Below are 18,337 nucleotides of genomic sequence, written 5' to 3' on the forward strand. Positions count from 1 at the left end.
TATCCCAACAATTTAGGTTCTGGCACTAGGCAGAAAACGTGCGATGGTCGCCAGTAAATCGTTCTCAGGAACCGGCTTACCAAGGTAAGCATCACAACCAGCCCAATTACCGCGAAATTTATCGAACATAGAATTTTTGCTGGTCAACATCACCACTGCAGTTTTCTTGGTATCGCTATTGTTTTTGATGCGTTTGCACACTTCATAACCATCAATGCCCGGCATCATGATATCGAGGAAAATGCAGGTATAGGTTTTGGCTTGCGCCATTTCTATGGCCTGCTCGCCGTTCTCAGCGAAATCCACATCAAAATGAAACGGTGCCAATTTAATCCGCATAAAAGCGCGCACCGTTGCGCTATCGTCGACCACCAACACCGACTCATTCATGACCGGAGAAGTAAACTCGGGTTCAACCGGCTCCTTTTTATCGATAGTGCGACGATAAGTTTGCCCGTCCCAATTGGTATCAGTCACCTTTTCGCGTTTGCTACGTTCTAGCAAGGCATTTTGCATGACTTCATCGAGATGTTCAAACAAGCGCATCCAATGTATCGGCTTTTGCACAAACGGCCAACCAACTGAGACCGGTTCACGTCCTACCAGCACGGCCGGTGAATGGACATTCGGCGCGTGTTCGCGCATCGCGTTTAAGGCGACAGCATTATCTGCATTGATGAGATAAATGTCGGCGCGTGGCTCGTCCGCAGTGGGCGCCATGTAGCAAAAATGGCGACGCCCGGTTAAGCGAAAAGTGGACGCCAGCATATTTTTTTCAGCGTCAGAAAAACCTATCATATCAAGGGTAAAACGACGACTACCGTCTTGCGACTCCGGCGTGGAATTAATTTGACTCATCGTTGATGACCTCGTTGAACAGATGCGTATTGCAATTGCCTAAATGATAATGTAAAAATCACAAAAAAACCACTTCTTTATTAGTTACTGACATGAAAAGAAATATACGGCATGCCCAGCAAAAGAGCAAAGTTAGCTGTATCAAATCCGTCGCTATAAATACTAGTATCAAAAAACCGACCTATTTAACAACAGAAGCTCCGTCGCCATCACCCAGCAGAGCTGAAATTCCTTACGCAAGCGCCATGCGCTCTGCAGCCTATTTTCCTGCCACGAGGCGCATAGAATATGCGCCTCGGTATTACAATTCAATGCAGCTTAATCCGTGGATTACGCACCCTGTCTATGGTTTCAGCCCAAGTCGATAACCAGGTATGAAACAAACCATTCACCGCGACCTGATGGTGCTTATGCAAAGACCAGTACATCCATTTGGCCAGGGTTCCTTCTATAAAGACCGAGCCACTGGCGATCGCCCCCATCAAACTGCCGACGGTACTGTAATTCCCCAGCGACACCAGTGAGCCATGATCTTTATAAGTAAACTCCAGCAAAGATTTGTTCTGTAACTGGCGTGCCAGCGATTTGGCCAGCATGCTCGCTTGTTGATGCGCCGATTGTGCGCGCGGCGGCACCATAGGCAGGCCCTCGCCCTGCGGGCAAGCACAACAATCGCCCAACGCAAACACCGCAGGATCGCGACTACTCTGCAGATGACGGTTCACGATTAGCTGATTAATCCGATTACTCTCCAGACCATCAATCTCTTTCAAAAAATCAGGCGCTTTAATCCCGGCGGCCCACACCACGATGCCGCTAGGTATGAATTTACCGCTGGCCATCATGACGCCTTCTTTAGTCACTTCCATCACTTTTTCGTTGGTATGCACTTCGATCGCGATAGAACGCAATTCCTTCGCAACCGCATCAGAGAGTCGCTCCGGCAGCATTTGCAAAAGACGCGGTGCGGCATCGACGATGACGATTTTCAAATCTTTTTCGGGATGGAAATTCACCAGGCCATAGCTAGATAAAATTTTCGTCGTCATATGCAATTCCGCTGCCAACTCAACACCGGTCGCGCCGCCGCCGATAATAGTGACGGTAAACCGGCCTTCACCAGCGCCCTGTGCCTGCGATTGGGCGCGTAGACAGCAATTAATCAGTTTTTTATGAAAACGTTCTGCCGCGGGCAAAGAATCGAGCATGATGCAATTTTCTCGTGCGCCCTTGGTGCCGAAATCATTGGTCTGGCTGCCCAAGGCAATCACCAGCGTATCGTAAGCCAAGGCCTGTCGCGGCAATAGCTCTTCGCCATTCTCGTCTACGGTCGGCTCTAAATAAATTTCTTTCTTTTCCCGACTCAAGCCATCCATGCGTCCCAGTCGAAACTCGAAACCATTCGAACGCGCCAAGGCAAAATACTCGCGCTCATCCGCATGACTGTCTAAAGTACCAGCGGCCACCTGATGCAACAGCGGCTTCCACAAATGTGTACGGCTGGCATCGACCAAAGTAATCAGGGCTTTTTTCTTGCGTCCTAATTTTTTCCCCAATCGAACCGCCAACTCCAAACCTCCCGCACCACCACCGACTATGGTGATGCGATGCATCACTTCCTCAGACAAAGACCCCATGATTCACTCCAAAATTTAAAAACGTATTTCATCCATCACAAGGCCGGGCTTGATATGGATGAGATGCGTTCTTAATTGCACTAAGCATCACAAGAAAGGCGAGCCAAGTATATACAGGAAACTCGACTGCGTGGTTTCACCACGTCACACAATTTCGTTTTGGTATTTTCTCTCTAATCTTAATTTTATTTGTTACATGTTGAAATCAGCTATCAGAAATGACTCCCAAATAGAAAAAAATATTCTTTAAATTTCGCTCTATTTTGCTAAATTATTAGGCAGCATTTCAGGTAGAATAGCGCTTCCCCAAGATTAACTCCCAATTCCATCGTGCACATCGGCCCTTATCAGCTGCGGAATAATATTTTTGTCGCGCCCATGGCTGGCGTGACCGATAGACCTTTCCGTCAATTATGTAAAGAGTTGGGCGCAGGCTATGCAGTGTCAGAAATGGCGGCATCTAACCCCAAGCTCTGGGACACTGAAAAATCTTCCCGCCGCACCAATCACGAAGGTGAGATGGAACCTAAGGCGGTACAAATTGCCGGTGCCGATCCGCAGATGCTGGCTGACTGCGCCAGACACAATGTAGAGCGCGGTGCGCAAATCATCGATATCAATATGGGCTGCCCGGTTAAAAAAGTCTGCAATGCATGGTGTGGTTCGGCACTACTGCAAGATGAAAAACTGGTAGCGCAGATACTCGACGCGGTGGTCAAAGCGGTTGATGTACCTGTCACTTTAAAATTTCGCACCGGTTGGGACCGCGCAAATAAAAATGCACTGGCAATTGCCCGCATCGCCGAGTCCGCTGGTATCGCCATGCTGACCTTGCACGGTCGCACTCGCGCCGATGGCTATAAAGGTGATGCCGAATACGACACCATTGCGGCGGTTAAATCGATAGTGAACATTCCAGTAGTAGCAAATGGCGACATTACTACAGCAGAAAAAGCCAAATACGTCTTACAAGCAACTGGGGCCGACGCCATCATGATTGGCCGCGCAGCTCAGGGCAGACCTTGGATTTTTAGAGAAATAGAGCATTTCCTCAAGACTGGCACACATCTGCCAGCACCACTGGTGTCCGAGGTGAGTCGCCTGATGGATACACACTTGCGCGAGCACTATGCGTTTTACGGCGAGTTCATGGGCGTACGTACGGCCCGTAAGCATATAGGCTGGTATGTGCAAGACCTGGTCGGCGGTGAAGCATTCCGGCAAGAGATGAATTTACTTACTTCTTGCGATGAGCAATTAGACGCAGTAAAAATGTTTTTTGATAGTCGTGTCGGAGAGCGGTTACAATACCGCCCCGCTGAAGAAAAGCTAGCCGCTTAAATAATTGTAAGTCCGTAGTAACCTAAGACCAGTAACGTATTACCTTTAGATTAATACCTGTCACTTACCAAGTCGTCAGAGAATAATAACAAACGTGAGCCTCAAGAAATTGCAGCCCACTTGCATGAATAGAAGAAAACAGCATGAGCAAAGATAGCATACAAGAAGCGGTCCACAAAAACCTGGACAAATATTTCCGTGATCTGGGCGAGCAACCAGCGTCTAACATTTACGACATGGTCGTGTTGGCAGTCGAAAAACCCATGTTGGAAATGGTCATGACGCGGGCGGAAAGCAATCAGTCGCAGGCTGCCGATATGCTAGGCATTAACCGCAATACCTTGCGCAAGAAGCTGCAGCAGCACGGCTTACTCTAATTTACCTTCCCTACTGTCACCACTGCCCACCATGATCAAACAAGCCCTCATCTCTGTTTCCGATAAAACCGGCATCCTTGAGTTCGCCCGCGAACTCTCCGCGCGCGGCGTCAAACTGCTTTCTACCGGCGGTACCGCCAAGCTTCTGGCCGACAACGGTCTGGCTGTGACTGAAGTGGCCGATTACACCGGTTTTCCTGAAATGTTAGATGGGCGCGTAAAGACTTTGCACCCTAAAGTTCATGGCGGCATTTTGGCACGTCGCGATTTTCCTGAACATATGTCAGCGCTGGAGCAGCACGGCATCCCGACCATCGATATGGTGGTCGTCAATCTCTATCCTTTCCAGCAAACCGTTGCCAAGGCCGAGTGCTCACTGGAAGACGCGATAGAAAACATCGACATCGGTGGCCCGACCATGTTGCGCTCTTCGGCAAAAAATCACAAAGACGTAGTGGTGATCGTTGACCCTAGCGACTACCAGGTTGTACTCGATGAGATGAGCGCAAACCAAAATGAAGTTAGCTACAACACCAAATTTACTCTGGCTAAAAAAGTGTTCGCGCACACCGCACAATACGATGGCGCCATCACCAATTACCTCACTAGTTTAGGTGAAGACAAAGCGCACACGACACGTAGTAATTTCCCGCAGACGCTGAACCTGCATTTTGAAAAAGTCCAGGAAATGCGTTACGGCGAGAACCCGCATCAGGCCGCTTCTTTCTACCGCGACCTCAACGCATTCGACGGTGCTTTAGCCAATTACACGCAATTGCAAGGTAAAGAACTGTCGTATAACAATATCGCTGATGCCGATGCCGCATGGGAATGCGTCAAATCATTTGAAGCCTCCGCCTGCGTGATCGTCAAGCATGCCAATCCTTGTGGCGTTGCGGTCGGTGAAACCCCGTTTGAGACCTACAGCAAAGCACTGCAAACGGATCCAACTTCAGCCTTCGGCGGCATCATCGCGTTTAACCGCGAACTTGACGGCAAAGCGGCAGAAGCGGTCGCCAAGCAATTCGTCGAAGTCTTGATCGCGCCGTCGTTCACGGCAGAAGCCTTGCAGATTTTCGCCGCCAAGCAAAACGTGCGCGTACTGCAAATCTCGCTGGGCGGTGCCGTCAATAACTACGACTTCAAACGTGTAGGCGGCGGCTTACTGGTGCAAGCACCAGATGCTAAAAATGTCCTACAAGCAGATTTGCGCGTAGTCTCAAAACTGCAACCGACACCACAACAAATGGCCGACATGATGTTCGCCTGGCGCGTGGCTAAATATGTCAAGTCAAACGCCATCGTATTTTGTGCCAACGGCATGACTTTGGGCGTGGGCGCAGGCCAGATGAGCCGTATCGATTCCGCTCGTATCGCTTCTATCAAAGCGCAAAACGCTGGTTTGAGCCTGACCGGTTCTGCAGTGGCGTCAGATGCCTTCTTCCCATTCCGCGATGGTCTGGATGTGGTAGTCGATGCCGGAGCAACTTGCGTAATTCATCCGGGCGGCTCCATGCGTGACCAGGAAGTGATCGATGCCGCTGACGAACGTGGCGTCGTCATGATCTACACTGGCATACGTCATTTCAGACATTAAAATCCCTCTATGTCGTTTCTTTAGTCTGCCATTGGCAAGATAAAGAAACGACGCTAGATTCCGGCCTGCGCCGGAATGACGATTTTGAGGATGGTAGTTTGGGATACGTTTACATTTTAGCCAACGGCAGAAATGGCAGCTTATACATTGGTGTTACCAGTGATTTAATAAAGCGTATCCATCAGCATAAAAGTCATGGCATTCCCAGTTTCACCTCCCGATATGGAATAGATCAGCTAGTTTGGTTTGAACAATGCGACTCGATTGTTTCTGCTATTACCAGAGAAAAACAGTTAAAGTCCTGGAAGCGCGCTTGGAAAATCACATTAATAGAAACCAATAACCCATATTGGAACGACTTATATACATTGATTATCTGAATTGTGGCACGATTCATTCATACTGATTACATTCATTATCGTCACTCCAGCGAACGCTGGAGTCCAGTGACTTGATCAGGTAAATACGCCAAAGAGTAAACGTTTAAGACGATCAAATGAAAATTCTCGGCATCGACCCTGGCCTGCGCACTACCGGCTTTGGCGTCATTCATAAGCAAGGCAGTAAGCTCAGCTATATCGCCTCGGGCACCATCAAGACCGCTGACGGCACCCTGCCTGAACGCCTCAAGACCATACTCTCAGGCGTATCGGAAATTATCCGCACCTATCAGCCCGATTGCGCTGCCATAGAAAAAGTCTTCGTTAACGTCAATCCGCAATCGACACTATTACTTGGCCAAGCCCGCGGCGCGGCGATTTGCGCGCTGGTCAGTTTTGATCTGGCCGTGGCTGAATACACGGCGCTACAAGTTAAACAAGGTGTAGTCGGTCACGGCAAAGCCAAGAAAGAACAAGTGCAGGACATGGTGCAGCGCCTGCTAATGCTATCCGGCATGCCCGGCAGCGATGCAGCCGATGCCCTGGGTGTGGCGATTTGCCATGCGCATAGCGGCGACACCTTAGCGATGCTCGGTGCGCTAGCGCCTGAGCTGGCAAAAAAAGGCTTACGAGTAAAAGCCGGACGCCTGATCGGCTAAGCACTCTATTCGGCAAAATACCAATAGCCGGCATTTACCCAGCGCGTCAACGCGCACAGCAGCTCGCTGGAGCGCGCATCAAACAAATCAGCCGAGCACAGACTAGCCTGCAACGCTGCATAACTAAGCGTTTCCTGATCGCACAGCGCTAGCACCGCAGCCTGACAATTTTCGCCAAATGCATAGCGTTCACCATCGATATAACAGACCCCGGCTGCCACCGTCTGATCCAGATAAAAACAACGCAGACCGCCGATGCGCTGCATAGGCTGCAGCATCAACTGCTCGAGTAATTCAGCTTCGTCATACGGGTTTTCCAGCACTTGCAGATCTAACTGGCATTTGGTTTTGGATAAAAAACTGCCGGCAAAATCGGCCACCAGATTATCGTTGTCCAGCACTGCCTGCATCTGTGCCTTGATCATGGCAAAATCGCTGGCATTGATCCGCCCCTGATGCTGATGAACTGGCCGTAGAGGGTCGCTAATCAGCGCATTACCCAATTCGTTGTCGATCAGATAGTCGGCCAGACCGCTGAGCATATCGCGCGCCGACTTGCTTCTGAAACCGACCGAAAAGCTCATCGATTCTTCCAACGATACGCCATCGTGCGGGAAGCCCGGCGGGATATACAAAATATCGCCGGGCAACAGCTCGACATCGATGATAGGCTCAAAAGGATCTGTATGCAAAAGCGCCGCATGTGCGGCAAACTGGCGGTGTTCGCCACGATCGCCAACCCGCCACTGGCGGCAGCCCGAACCCTGGCAGATAAAAACATCGTAGAGATCGATATGCGGCCCGACACCGCCACCCGGCGTCGAATAACTGATCATCACATCATCCAGCCGCCACTTAGGGATAAAAGAAAACGGCGCTATCAGTTGCGCCACTTCCGGCGACCAATGGTTCACCGCCTGCACGATCAGGGTCCAGTCGCTCTCGCCCAAATGCTCATAAGATTCAAAAGGACCAAATTGCGCTTGCCATTGCCCGTCTTTTTTGTAGACCAGACGCGATTCTATATTCTCTTCGCAGGCCAGACCGGCCAGTTCATCCGGACTAATCAGATCGTCGAAATCGGCAAAGCCGCCGCGTAGCACCACCGGTTTTTGCTGCCAGTAATGTTCCAGAAAATGGGCTAGTGAAAAATCAGCGAGATGAAGGGTTAACATTGTGCGCAGCCTAAAATAAAAATGTGAATCAACAGCTTTTATCATTATTTTGCTCGCAGCTACTTCGTTCAGATCAAAGAAACCGCAATTGAGAGCGCTTTGCAGCGCAGGTTTAACCAGAATGCGAGCCCTCATAGGCTGAGCATGATTTTTTGACAGATCAAAAAATCATGCTCGTTTCACGTGCGCACACCGCACATTTTGCACATTAAACTCTCGGTAAACCTCAGATTTGCACCAAGTTGGCGCACGGAAACTATTATTGATTTTTCGTATAACGCATATATAAAAAAAGATCTTTTTATAGCCTATATGGCACGGTATATTTGCCAAAATTCAGCGTATCTCTCATAGCGGAAAAGCTGAAAAAGGATAGCGTCACCCCACCAAAAAACTTCCCGCGTTTGACACAATCAAGGCGGGACGAATAGTTAGAAACAACGAGCACATCATGAGAATTTTCGCCTACAGCCGTATCAGTAAAAAAGACAGTAACCTAGACAAGCAAAATGCCGAAATCGAGCAAGCTGGCTTTAAGGTCGATTACTGGTTCAAGGACGAAGGCATCAGCGAGAAAACCAGCGCCAGCAAGCGCCCACAATTTAATGCCTTACTCGCACAAATACGCGATGGCGAAACCATGGTGGTGTCTAAACTCGATAGACTAGGACGCGATGCCATCGATGTTGCGCTCACCATCAAAACGCTGGCGGCACGCAAAATTCAGGTCATCGTACTGCAATTAGGTAAGCTCGATATCACCTCAAAAGCCGGCAAGCTGATGCTGACCATGTTGAGTGCCGTAGCCGAACTAGAAACCGATGCGCGTCTCAAGCGTAGTCCCGCTGAATTGGTCACAACCAAAGAACAGGGGAAAATCCAGAAGAAAACCAGCGCACTTAGTGAGCAACAAAAACTGCAAGTCGTAGAGCGACTCAATCTGGGCGAATCGGTGAAAGAAGTATCCCGACTCTTCGGCGTACCACGCATCAACATCATGCGTATCAACGCTGCGCTGTAGTTTCGCTTTTCAAAATATGAAAGCTACCCGCAATCCCTATGCGGCTCTCAGGCCATAATCGTGCCACAGGCCGCATGGCGATTGCGCCTACCAAATCAAATCCTCACACTCCCTCTACTCCGCTGCCAGCAAAGCTGGCGCGATCGCGCTGCTGTCCTTAAGGGTTTGCAGCACGATATTCGAGCGTATATCGAGCACACCGGTAGTCTTGTAAAGACGCTCCAGCACGAAGGCGGAATAGTGTTTTAGATTGCGCGCACGCACTCTGAGCAGATAATTGGCGTCGCCCGTAATGATGTACGAGCCGACTACTTCCGGCCAGCTTTGCAAAGCTTGCGAAAAATTCTCATGCCATTGTTCGACATCGCGCCGCATCGTCACCTGCACGAAAGCATCGACCTCCAGTCCCAGCACCGTAGTGTCCAAAACCGCACTGTAATGTTTAATGACGCCGCTCTCTTCCAGCATGCGCACGCGCCGCAGGCAGGAAGACGGCGATAAAAATACCTTCTCGGCCAGCTCCTGATTACTCATACGGCCATCGCTTTGCAGGTGCTGCAAAATCTTCAAGTCAGTAGCATCTAATTGCATGTGAAATTTTCCAGCAAAATATTGTCATTAATTCGCAATATATTCTAAAGAGCCTGGATTTACCACCCCAATTTGCAAGAAATCATCATTCATTTCAGCATAAAATACTATTCACTTTCAAGCATAGCGAGTCGCCAACATGAAGCTCATTCAGCAACGCATCTGGGATATCACACCCGCCATCGCCATAGGCATACCGGTCTGGCCCGGCGACAGCGACTACAGCGCCGAGACCACCTGGCAGATCGCCGACGGTTGCCCGGTCAAGGTCAGCAAGATCAGCATGTCGACCCACACCGGTGCCCATTGCGATGCGCCCTCGCATTACGATGCCGACGGCAAAGCAATTGACGAAGTCGACTTGCAGACCTATATCGGCGCCTGCCGTGTGATCCACTGCATAGGCGTGCAACAGGTAGAGCCGCAACATATTGCTGCCTTTTTAGCCGAGCTACCGCCACGCGTCTTGCTACGCACTTACCAAAGTGCGCCACAGATGCGCTGGGATGCCGACTTCCCTAGCATCGCACCCGCCACCATAGAATTGCTGGCGCAGCACGGTGTGCGCCTGATAGGCATAGACAGCCCTTCGCTAGATCCGCAAGACTCCAAAACTTTAGACAGTCACCTGACCGTCAAAAAACATCAGATGGCGATACTCGAAGGCATCGTTTTAGATACGGTAGAAGCTGGCGACTATGAACTGATCGCCCTGCCCCTGAAACTGGCCGGGCTAGACGCCAGCCCGGTACGCGCGATTCTGCGCGCTCTGCCTTAACTTAATTCGCCCCAAACTCGCACCAAACTCACAAGGACACACCATGCCTACACTCACCCGCCAGCATTGCCTAAGCCTCGATCAAGAAGATAGCCTGGCACCGCTGCGCCAGCAATTCTCCCTGCCGCAAGGCGTCATTTACCTCGATGGCAATTCTCTCGGTGCCATGCCCAAAGCCGCACTAAGCCGCGCCCAGCAAGTGATACAAGCGGAGTGGGGTAATGACCTGATCAAGAGCTGGAACAAGGCTGGCTGGTTTGAACTGCCATCCCGTCTGGGCAATTTACTCGCGCCTTTAATCGGTGCCGATGAAGGTGAAGTGGTGGTCACCGATTCGACTTCAATCAATCTCTTCAAGGCGCTGGCCGCCGCGCTACAGATGCAAGCTGCCAGCCCGGCCACAGCGGCGCGTAAAGTCATCATCACTGAACGCAGTAACTTCCCTACCGATATTTATATGGCAGAAGGTTTGACGCGTTGGCTGGATAGAGGCTACCGCCTGCATCTGGTCGATAGCGCCGAAGAGCTGAACACTGCCATCAATAGCGACACCGCCCTCGTGATGCTGACCCACGTTAACTACCGCAGCGGCGCCTTGCACGACATGGCCGCCATCACGGCGCACGCGCATAGTCAGGGCGCTTTGATCTTATGGGATCTGGCGCATTCGGCCGGTGCCGTACCGGTAGAGTTAAATCGTGCTAAAGCCGATTTCGCGGTTGGCTGCACTTATAAATATCTCAATGGCGGCCCCGGCTCACAGGCTTTTATCTGGGTGCCTAAGCATCATCAGGCCGCCTTCCATCATCCTCTCAGCGGCTGGTGGGGTCATGCGGCACCGTTCGCGATGCAACCCTCGTTTGAAGCGACACCAGGGATACGGCGCGCCCTGTGCGGCACCCAGCCTATGGTGTCTCTGGCGCTGGTAGAGTCTGGCCTGCAGGTTTTTGCCCAGACCACGATGCAGGCGATACGCGCCAAATCCCTGGCGCTGACCGACCTGTTCATCGCCTTAGTCGAGAGCCGTTGCGCCAGTCATCCCTTGCAACTGGCGACGCCGCGCATGCATGCGCAGCGCGGCAGCCATGTCAGCTTCGTTCACCCTCATGCTTACGCGGTGATCCAGGCCTTGATAGGGCGCGGCATCATCGGCGACTACCGCGAACCGGGCATCATGCGCTTTGGATTTACGCCGCTGTACACGCAGTTTGTCGATGTCTGGGATGCGGTAGAAGGCTTGCGCGATATTCTTGATACGCAAGACTACCAACCGGATGCCGCGCGCAATGCCGTGACCTAAGCAGAGCCAAATCTGATACGCGCATCTTCACTATTACTAGAAAAACTCAACATCATGACTAACGACAACAAAGACAACACCGCCGGCAAATGCCCGATGTCCTGGCATGGCGCCAAAATGGATTTCAAAGACGACATGAGCTATGGCGATTATCTGGGTCTCAATCAGATACTCTCGGCCCAGCATCCGCTGTCGCCAAATCATAATGAAATGCTGTTCATCATCCAGCATCAGACCAGCGAGTTGTGGATCAAGCTGATGCTGCATGAGCTGCATGCGGTACGCCAGCAAATGCGGCTGGGCAATCTGCCGCCGGCCTTCAAGATGCTGTCACGCGTGGCGCGCATCATGGATCAGTTGGTGCATGCCTGGGATGTTTTGGCCACCATGACGCCAAGCGAGTACACCGCAATCCGCCCTTATCTGGGCGCGTCTTCGGGCTTCCAATCGCACCAATATCGCGAGCTAGAATTTTTACTCGGAAATAAAAATGCTGCCATGCTGACGGTACACGAAAAAAATCCGGAAGCACATGCCAGCCTGAGCGCCGCCCTGCACTCGCCCTCGATTTATGACGAAGCCATCATGCTTTTGGCGCGTGACGGTTTTGCCATCGACGCTGAGCGCCTGGAGCAAGATTGGACGCAAGACATGCGCGCCAACGAATCGGTGAAAGCAGCCTGGCTCAAGGTGTACCAAGCCCCGGAACAGCATTGGGCATTCTATGAATTAGCCGAAAAATTGGTCGACATGGAAACCGCTTTCCGTCAGTGGCGCTTCCAGCATGTGACCACGGTAGAGCGTATCATCGGCTTTAAAACCGGCACCGGCGGCACCGCAGGCGTGAGCTATTTACGCAAGATGCTCGATGTAGTCTTGTTCCCGGAATTGTTTTCGCTCAGGACCGCTCTGTAATTGAGACGAGCACTGGCTGGCGGCGCATACGCCATGCGGTGCGCAGGCCAGGCAGGCTGGACGCGCATATCCCATGCGGCCCGCCAGCCTGTGTGCCTGAAGAAGCGCATGGACTATGCGCGCTGACTGGGGCGCTTATACAGATTTCTTACGGCGCAATTTCCAGGCATAGCCGCCTTACGTAAAGATGGCAGCTTAGCGAATGATCCTCGTCATCCGCGTAGGCACAAAGGCTGCGCCCACCCTCGCTGACATTTGCATTTTTTAAATTATCTTAGACCTTGAGACCGCCGTAGGGTGCGCCATGCGCACCGCTGGGTAAAGATCAAAAGCAGACATAATTTTGCATATATTGATTTTATCGGTGCGCATGGCGCACCCTACGAGATACGCACGCTACGCTTGCTGCCCCGTTAGTTGTCCGTATTATCGGTTACGGGTTACCGATTGCAATTTACAAAGGACGAAGTAACATAAAACTAATGTGTGTTGAATCAGCCATTTCAACAATGAATTGCGCATCTTTGTATCCATACGTACCACCGATTTTGTAGTCAAGACTGACCTCTTGAGTGAAAGCCGGTCGAGCCAATCCATCTTTAGTAAATTCTTTGTAGACGAAACGGATTTGGCCTCCCGCAACTCCAGCATACGTCAACGTAGCGCGCGGTCCAGAGACTTCTTTATCTTGTAGGTAAGTGACAGAGTTTCTCTTGCTTCCGCTGATCGGTGATGTCAATTTTGCTTGATAGACGTCCCGTACATCACGATCCCAGCTCCAATAAAATTCTGTGGCCTCTGATGCACCACTTGGCACAAACAGGCCGCCATATCCTATTTTTGTTCCATTTAATCCAGAGAAAGATACTGGCGCGGAATAGTAACTACCTTCATTGATCCTGCTGCGCAGGCGATAATCTCCGGCTGGAATGGAAAATTCGAAAGTTTTAAGCTTGTGCGCTACACGTGTTTCTGTGTTCTCTTTGAGACCAAACGCTTCAAGTCGGAGACCCGTAGCTTCCTTTGAATATTCTCCAGCTGTTAGCATGACATCGCCAACATTTGCGATAGATTTGCTTGGGACAAAAATCTTCCCGGGAATTACTTCGGGGTCAACTGGCGCGCCCAATCGTACCGACCGTAGTTCTGTAGCGCATGCGGTGAGAAGAGCCAACGCAAAAGCTATTAAAGATAGACGCGACATAACCGTAGCTGTTTTGATCATCTTTGTACCTATCTGTGTAAAATTTCAGTGAAATCAGGAGAGATTTGTTTTTGGGTAACAGGTTAACTACAGACCATTGCCACCCGTCTCCATACCATGGAAATGCAAATTTTTCTGAATTGGCTCGCAGCTTGGTTATCCGACTTAAACTTCAATTTTTATCGAGCGTGAATATCCCGCGAAAAGCAGCAAAGCACTAACTTTTCATTTTACCAACAATATTGTTGTTACTGAAAAATATCTCAAAGATCGGTTTCCACTCTAGCGTCACGCGTGGGCACAAAGCCTGTGCCCACCCTACGAATTTTCCACAAATCTGCAAGCAAATTACGGTCCGTGATGACGGCGATCGCAGATACGACACGACGCGTAAACCTAGCTAGCCGCACCCGTCCACTTAGCGCGCGCCACATGCAATTTTTTGTAGCTATCAATCAAACGCTGATGTCTATCCAGGCCCTCCAGCTTCATGCTGGTTGGCGTTAAGCCGTAGAAGCGCAGGCTGCCGTTGACTGATCCCAGCACGGCGTCGATGCGCTCCTTGCCAAACATGCGGCGGAAGTTGACTTCGTAATCGGCTAGCTCTAATTCCTCATCCAGCGTAACTTCTAACACCACGTTCAGGGCTTGATAAAACAATTTGCGCTCGACTGTATTGTCGTTGTACTGCAAGAAGGCTTGCACCAGCTCTTGCGCTTCCTCAAATTGTTCCAGGGCTAAATTAATCAGCAGTTTTAATTCCAGCACGGTGAGTTGACCCCACACCGTGTTCTCGTCAAATTCTATGCCGATCAAGCTGGCGATGTCGCTGTAATCGTCTAGCTCGTTATTTTCTAAAGCTTCAAGCAGAACTTCTAGCGCCTCATCGTCAAGCGTGTGCAAATTCAGAATATCGCTGCGGAATAATAGGGCTTTGTTGGTGTTATCCCAGATCAAATCATCGACAGCATACACCTCTGAATAACCGGGCACCAAAATCCGGCAAGCGCTCGCGCCGAGTTGGTCATACTCCGCCACGTAGACTTCTTTACCCATCTGTTTGAGTATGCCGAACAAGGTAGCGGCTTCTTCGGCATTCGAATTTTCGCCTTGTCCAGAGAAATCCCACTCAACAAATTCGTAATCGGCTTTGGCACTGAAAAAACGCCACGACACTACGCCGCTGGAATCAATAAAGTGTTCGACAAAGTTATTCGGTTCAGTAACAGCATTGCTGACAAAGGTGGGCACAGGTAAATCATTGAGCCCCTCAAAACTGCGGCCTTGCAGCAATTCGGTCAGGCTACGTTCCAGCGCGACCTCTAAGCTTGGGTGCGCACCGAACGAGGCAAACACACCGCCAGTGCGTGGGTTCATCAGGGTCACGCACATGACCGGGTATTGCCCACCGAGTGAGGCATCCTTCACCAGCACCGGGAAACCTTGTTCTTCCAAGCCCTGTATGCCAGCCAGTATGCCGGGGTATTTCGCCAACACTGCTTGCGGTACATCCGGCAAGGCGATTTCGCCTTCGATAATTTCACGTTTAACGGCTCGCTCAAAAATCTCGGACAGACATTGCACCTGCGCTTCGACCAGGGTATTACCGGCGCTCATGCCATTGCTGGCATACAGGTTTTCGATCAGGTTGGAGGGAAAATACACCAGTTCACCATCCGACTGGCGCACATACGGCAGCGAGCAAATACCGCGCTCGGCATTGCCAGAATTAGTGTCGATCAGATGCGAGCCACGTAATTCGCCATCCGGGTTGTAAATTTTCAGGCTGTATGCATCCAAAATCTCTTTGGGTAACGCGTCGCGTTTGCCAGGTTTAAACCAGCGCTCGTTCGGGTAATGCACGAACGCTGCGTTGGCAAGGTCTTCGCCCCAGAACGAGCCTGCATAGAAATGATTGTTACTGAGGCGCTCGATATACTCACCCAAGGCCGAAGCCAGGGCGCTTTCTTTGGTCGCGCCTTTGCCATTGGTAAAACACATAGGCGAGTGTGCATCGCGTATATGCAGCGACCAGACGTTAGGAATGATATTGCGCCACGAGGCGATTTCTATCTTGATGCCTAAACCCGCCAACAAGCCGGACATATTCGCGATGGTTTGCTCCAACGGTAAGTCTTTACCGAGGATATAAGTGGCAGCATCCGCATTAGAATTTAAGCTCAGCAAAGCCTGCGCATCAGCATCGAGACTCGCTACTTCTTCGATTACAAATGTTGGCCCTTCCTGCACCACTTTCTTCACCGTGCAGCGCTCGATAGAACGCAAAATTCCTTGCCTATCTTTATCAGAAATATCGGCGGGCAATTCAACTTGAATCTTGAAGATTTGCGCATAACGGTTTTCCGGATCAACAATATTATTCTGCGACAGGCGGATGTTTTCTGTAGAAATATTGCGCGTGTCGCAGTACAACTTCACAAAATACGCCGCGCACAAGGCCGATGAAGCCAGAAAGTAATCGAAAGGTCCAGGCGCTGAGCCATCGCCTTTGTAACGGATAGGCTGATCAGCAATCACCGTAAAATCATCGAACTTGGCTTCCAGGCGAAGCTTATCGAGAAAGTTGACCTTAATTTCCATGAGAATTCCAAAAAGAGCGTTAAATTTGAGTTAAGCGCTATTATCCTAGATTCCTCGCTTAGCAGTTCAATTTCGTCTTTGGGCTTGCCGGAGCCGTCATGCTGGACTTGATCCGGCATGACGATAACGAGTGCGTTTGGGATCGGTTCAAAGCGGGCTGAACAGTTAGCACTTATGAAGAAATTCAAGAACACCCCGGCCCAGCGCGCATATCCCATGCGGCTCTCCAGCCTATGTGCTTGAAGAAGCGCATAGAATATGCGCGCTGGCGGGGTGCCTACACAGATTTCTTACGGCACCATTGCTTCGCGTTGTCGTGTTACGCAAAGACTACGTCTTACTCGATTGTGTTTTACTGAGTTGGCTAGATGTTAAATGTAAGGTCTATGCCCGGTCTCTTGTCGGGAGCTACCAGGTAAAGTCATCCGGGATCTGGAAGGCGGCATACGGATCATCCGCATCGATTTCGGTCGTGGTCTTCTTCACGCGCACCACCAGTGTAGCATCGCGCTCGGCAATTTTATCCGCGATAATCCGGGGCAGCAATTCTGTTTTACCATCCAGACACACGATCACCAGTCGGCCAGCAATCAAATGCGTCTGTACCGCTGCTGACACATAAATCTTATCGATCTTGGTACCGTGCGTATAGTAATAAGCGATGTCGCCTGCGCCCTTGCTTTGGCGATTCTTTTGCACCAACTGCACAATTTGCGCTAAAACCGCTTTTTGGCTAGCGGCCGCATCGCGTTGTGCATTCAGTTCGCGAGCGCGTTCGGCATTTTTACGCTGCACCTCAAGCGCGGCCAGACGCGACTCATCGACGCTCTCGGTGCCAGTCCGCCGCTCGATTTTTTTCTGCTTGGTCTTGTCTTGGTGAGCCAGTTTGGCTTTGTTTTTATCGATTAGTCCCGCTTTTAAAAACTGATCTTGCAATGATGCCATAACACAACTCCGTAAAATAAGTGCCTCCGGTCCGAGGCAAGACTGCCGACCAATGAGAAGCCGCTAGCATAGCAAAATTTCGTATTCTGCGGCTCACCATTGTCAAACGAGTCAGACCAGTTCATGTGTCTGGATACGCGCGGCTTGCGCCGGGACTTGGCCGTCAATTTAGCTAGGCACGCACTTATTTTTGAGGTTTATTTGGCGTTCTTGCTATCGCTTTTACTGCCCGATAAATTGCCCAGCCATTTCGCGGCGGCTCTGGCGTTGGCTTTGATGCCGTAGTCTATAGAAGCGACTTGTTCTTGCACTGCCTCTTTCAAGACACTGACTGCATCAGCTGGCAATACTTTGAGGTAGGCATCGGATTCGCCATATTCGCGGAAAATTTCCATTCCGGCTTTTTTGGCGATATGCACCATGGTGTGATTGGAAGACAAAAAATGCATGTAGAGGGTATCGACATCGGCATTGCGACAGTGAATAGCACCACGCTCGAAGAGTTTCGACCCTACCCCTTTACCGCGTGCCGACTCGGAGACCGAGACCCCAAACTCAGCAATCCTGTCTTTATCCGAGACATCATCACCTTCCTGACGCGGCGCAAAAGCCAGATGACCGACACCCACCAGGCGAAAGTTACGGCTAACCACGCCAAACAAGGTATCGCGTGAAAAATCGAGACCTTCTACATATTTTTCTACCATCTCATCGGGCAGATGGGTACCAAAGCGTAACAGCCTATCGCTCTCTTTAAGACCGAGAAAATGCTTGAGGATACGGTGCCTATCGCGCTCGGACAATTCTTTGACGAACACGGTGTATTGGGAAGAGGCTGGCACATCGCCAGGCACTTTGCCTTCAGGAAAAATATCAGAGGTATGCATATAAAAGTTTTCCTACAAATACTGAGAATTTGTGCACTGCACAACGCATTGTAGGCGATATCGCACCACTG

17 protein-coding genes are annotated in these 18,337 nt (G+C 50.6%); 9 read left to right on the forward strand and 8 right to left on the reverse strand.

Annotation, left to right across the window (positions count from 1 at the left end; all coding sequences use genetic code 11):
* Positions 1-12 precede the first annotated feature (12 nt).
* Both ACO0K8_RS16695 and ACO0K8_RS16700 read right to left on the reverse strand, forming a co-directional pair.
* Positions 13-858 (reverse strand): response regulator, encoded by an 846-nt coding sequence (locus ACO0K8_RS16695; RefSeq protein ID WP_422947791.1) that lies wholly within the window; start codon positions 856-858, stop codon positions 13-15.
* 308 nt (positions 859-1,166) lie between these two features.
* Positions 1,167-2,495 carry an NAD(P)/FAD-dependent oxidoreductase gene (locus ACO0K8_RS16700; RefSeq protein WP_422947792.1) on the reverse strand — a complete coding sequence of 443 codons (1,329 nt, stop codon included), beginning with the start codon at positions 2,493-2,495 and terminating at the stop codon, positions 1,167-1,169.
* A 330-nt stretch (positions 2,496-2,825) separates the two neighbouring features.
* Here ACO0K8_RS16700 and dusB point away from each other — a divergent pair, with 330 nt between their 5' ends.
* From dusB to ruvC, 5 genes are all read left to right on the forward strand, one after another.
* The gene (gene dusB / locus ACO0K8_RS16705) at positions 2,826-3,836 is read left to right on the forward strand and encodes a tRNA dihydrouridine synthase DusB (RefSeq protein ID WP_422947793.1); all 1,011 of its coding nucleotides are present in this window, start codon (positions 2,826-2,828) and stop codon (positions 3,834-3,836) included.
* 143 nt (positions 3,837-3,979) lie between these two features.
* Positions 3,980-4,213: a Fis family transcriptional regulator gene (locus ACO0K8_RS16710; RefSeq protein ID WP_126128261.1), complete on the forward strand. Its 234-nt coding sequence runs from the start codon at positions 3,980-3,982 to the stop codon at positions 4,211-4,213.
* Positions 4,214-4,244: 31 nt separating this feature from the next.
* Complete coding sequence (purH, locus tag ACO0K8_RS16715; protein ID WP_422947794.1) at positions 4,245-5,810, forward strand: bifunctional phosphoribosylaminoimidazolecarboxamide formyltransferase/IMP cyclohydrolase; 1,566 nt, start codon at positions 4,245-4,247, stop codon at positions 5,808-5,810.
* Positions 5,811-5,908: 98 nt separating this feature from the next.
* Positions 5,909-6,190 (forward strand): GIY-YIG nuclease family protein, encoded by a 282-nt coding sequence (locus ACO0K8_RS16720; RefSeq protein ID WP_422947795.1) that lies wholly within the window; start codon positions 5,909-5,911, stop codon positions 6,188-6,190.
* A 116-nt stretch (positions 6,191-6,306) separates the two neighbouring features.
* The gene (gene ruvC / locus ACO0K8_RS16725; protein ID WP_422947796.1) at positions 6,307-6,849 is read left to right on the forward strand and encodes a crossover junction endodeoxyribonuclease RuvC; all 543 of its coding nucleotides are present in this window, start codon (positions 6,307-6,309) and stop codon (positions 6,847-6,849) included.
* Positions 6,850-6,854: 5 nt separating this feature from the next.
* On the opposite strand, the gene ACO0K8_RS16730 is transcribed toward ruvC, so the two are convergent.
* Positions 6,855-8,024 carry a JmjC domain-containing protein gene (locus ACO0K8_RS16730; protein WP_422947797.1) on the reverse strand — a complete coding sequence of 390 codons (1,170 nt, stop codon included), beginning with the start codon at positions 8,022-8,024 and terminating at the stop codon, positions 6,855-6,857.
* 451 nt (positions 8,025-8,475) lie between these two features.
* Here ACO0K8_RS16730 and ACO0K8_RS16735 point away from each other — a divergent pair, with 451 nt between their 5' ends.
* Positions 8,476-9,045: a recombinase family protein gene (locus ACO0K8_RS16735; protein ID WP_422947798.1), complete on the forward strand. Its 570-nt coding sequence runs from the start codon at positions 8,476-8,478 to the stop codon at positions 9,043-9,045.
* A 114-nt stretch (positions 9,046-9,159) separates the two neighbouring features.
* Here the strand turns inward: ACO0K8_RS16735 and ACO0K8_RS16740 are convergent, their stop codons facing one another.
* Positions 9,160-9,636, reverse strand: coding sequence for an Lrp/AsnC family transcriptional regulator (locus ACO0K8_RS16740; protein WP_422947799.1), 477 nt, complete (start codon positions 9,634-9,636; stop codon positions 9,160-9,162).
* A 139-nt stretch (positions 9,637-9,775) separates the two neighbouring features.
* On the opposite strand from ACO0K8_RS16740, the gene kynB reads away from it, so the two are divergent.
* The 3 genes from kynB to kynA are packed head-to-tail and all read left to right on the forward strand — an operon-like array spanning position 9,776 to position 12,629.
* Positions 9,776-10,414, forward strand: coding sequence for an arylformamidase (gene kynB / locus ACO0K8_RS16745; protein WP_422947800.1), 639 nt, complete (start codon positions 9,776-9,778; stop codon positions 10,412-10,414).
* Between the two features lie 43 nt (positions 10,415-10,457).
* The gene (gene kynU, locus ACO0K8_RS16750) at positions 10,458-11,714 is read left to right on the forward strand and encodes a kynureninase (protein WP_422947801.1); all 1,257 of its coding nucleotides are present in this window, start codon (positions 10,458-10,460) and stop codon (positions 11,712-11,714) included.
* 54 nt (positions 11,715-11,768) lie between these two features.
* Positions 11,769-12,629: a tryptophan 2,3-dioxygenase gene (gene kynA / locus ACO0K8_RS16755; RefSeq protein WP_422947802.1), complete on the forward strand. Its 861-nt coding sequence runs from the start codon at positions 11,769-11,771 to the stop codon at positions 12,627-12,629.
* Positions 12,630-13,083: 454 nt separating this feature from the next.
* Here the strand turns inward: kynA and ACO0K8_RS16760 are convergent, their stop codons facing one another.
* From ACO0K8_RS16760 to ACO0K8_RS16775, 4 genes are all read right to left on the reverse strand, one after another.
* A complete protein-coding gene (locus ACO0K8_RS16760; protein WP_422947803.1) occupies positions 13,084-13,854 on the reverse strand; it encodes a hypothetical protein in 771 nt (256 codons plus the stop codon).
* A gap of 375 nt (positions 13,855-14,229) precedes the next feature.
* Positions 14,230-16,434, reverse strand: coding sequence for an OsmC domain/YcaO domain-containing protein (locus tag ACO0K8_RS16765; protein WP_422947804.1), 2,205 nt, complete (start codon positions 16,432-16,434; stop codon positions 14,230-14,232).
* Between the two features lie 408 nt (positions 16,435-16,842).
* A complete protein-coding gene (locus ACO0K8_RS16770) occupies positions 16,843-17,379 on the reverse strand; it encodes a DUF2058 domain-containing protein (protein ID WP_422947805.1) in 537 nt (178 codons plus the stop codon).
* 197 nt (positions 17,380-17,576) lie between these two features.
* The gene (locus ACO0K8_RS16775; protein ID WP_422947806.1) at positions 17,577-18,266 is read right to left on the reverse strand and encodes a GNAT family N-acetyltransferase; all 690 of its coding nucleotides are present in this window, start codon (positions 18,264-18,266) and stop codon (positions 17,577-17,579) included.
* Between the last annotated feature and the right edge of the window lie 71 nt (positions 18,267-18,337).

The organism is Undibacterium sp. Ren11W (assembly GCF_049340485.1).
Lineage (GTDB): Bacteria > Pseudomonadota > Gammaproteobacteria > Burkholderiales > Burkholderiaceae_D > Undibacterium.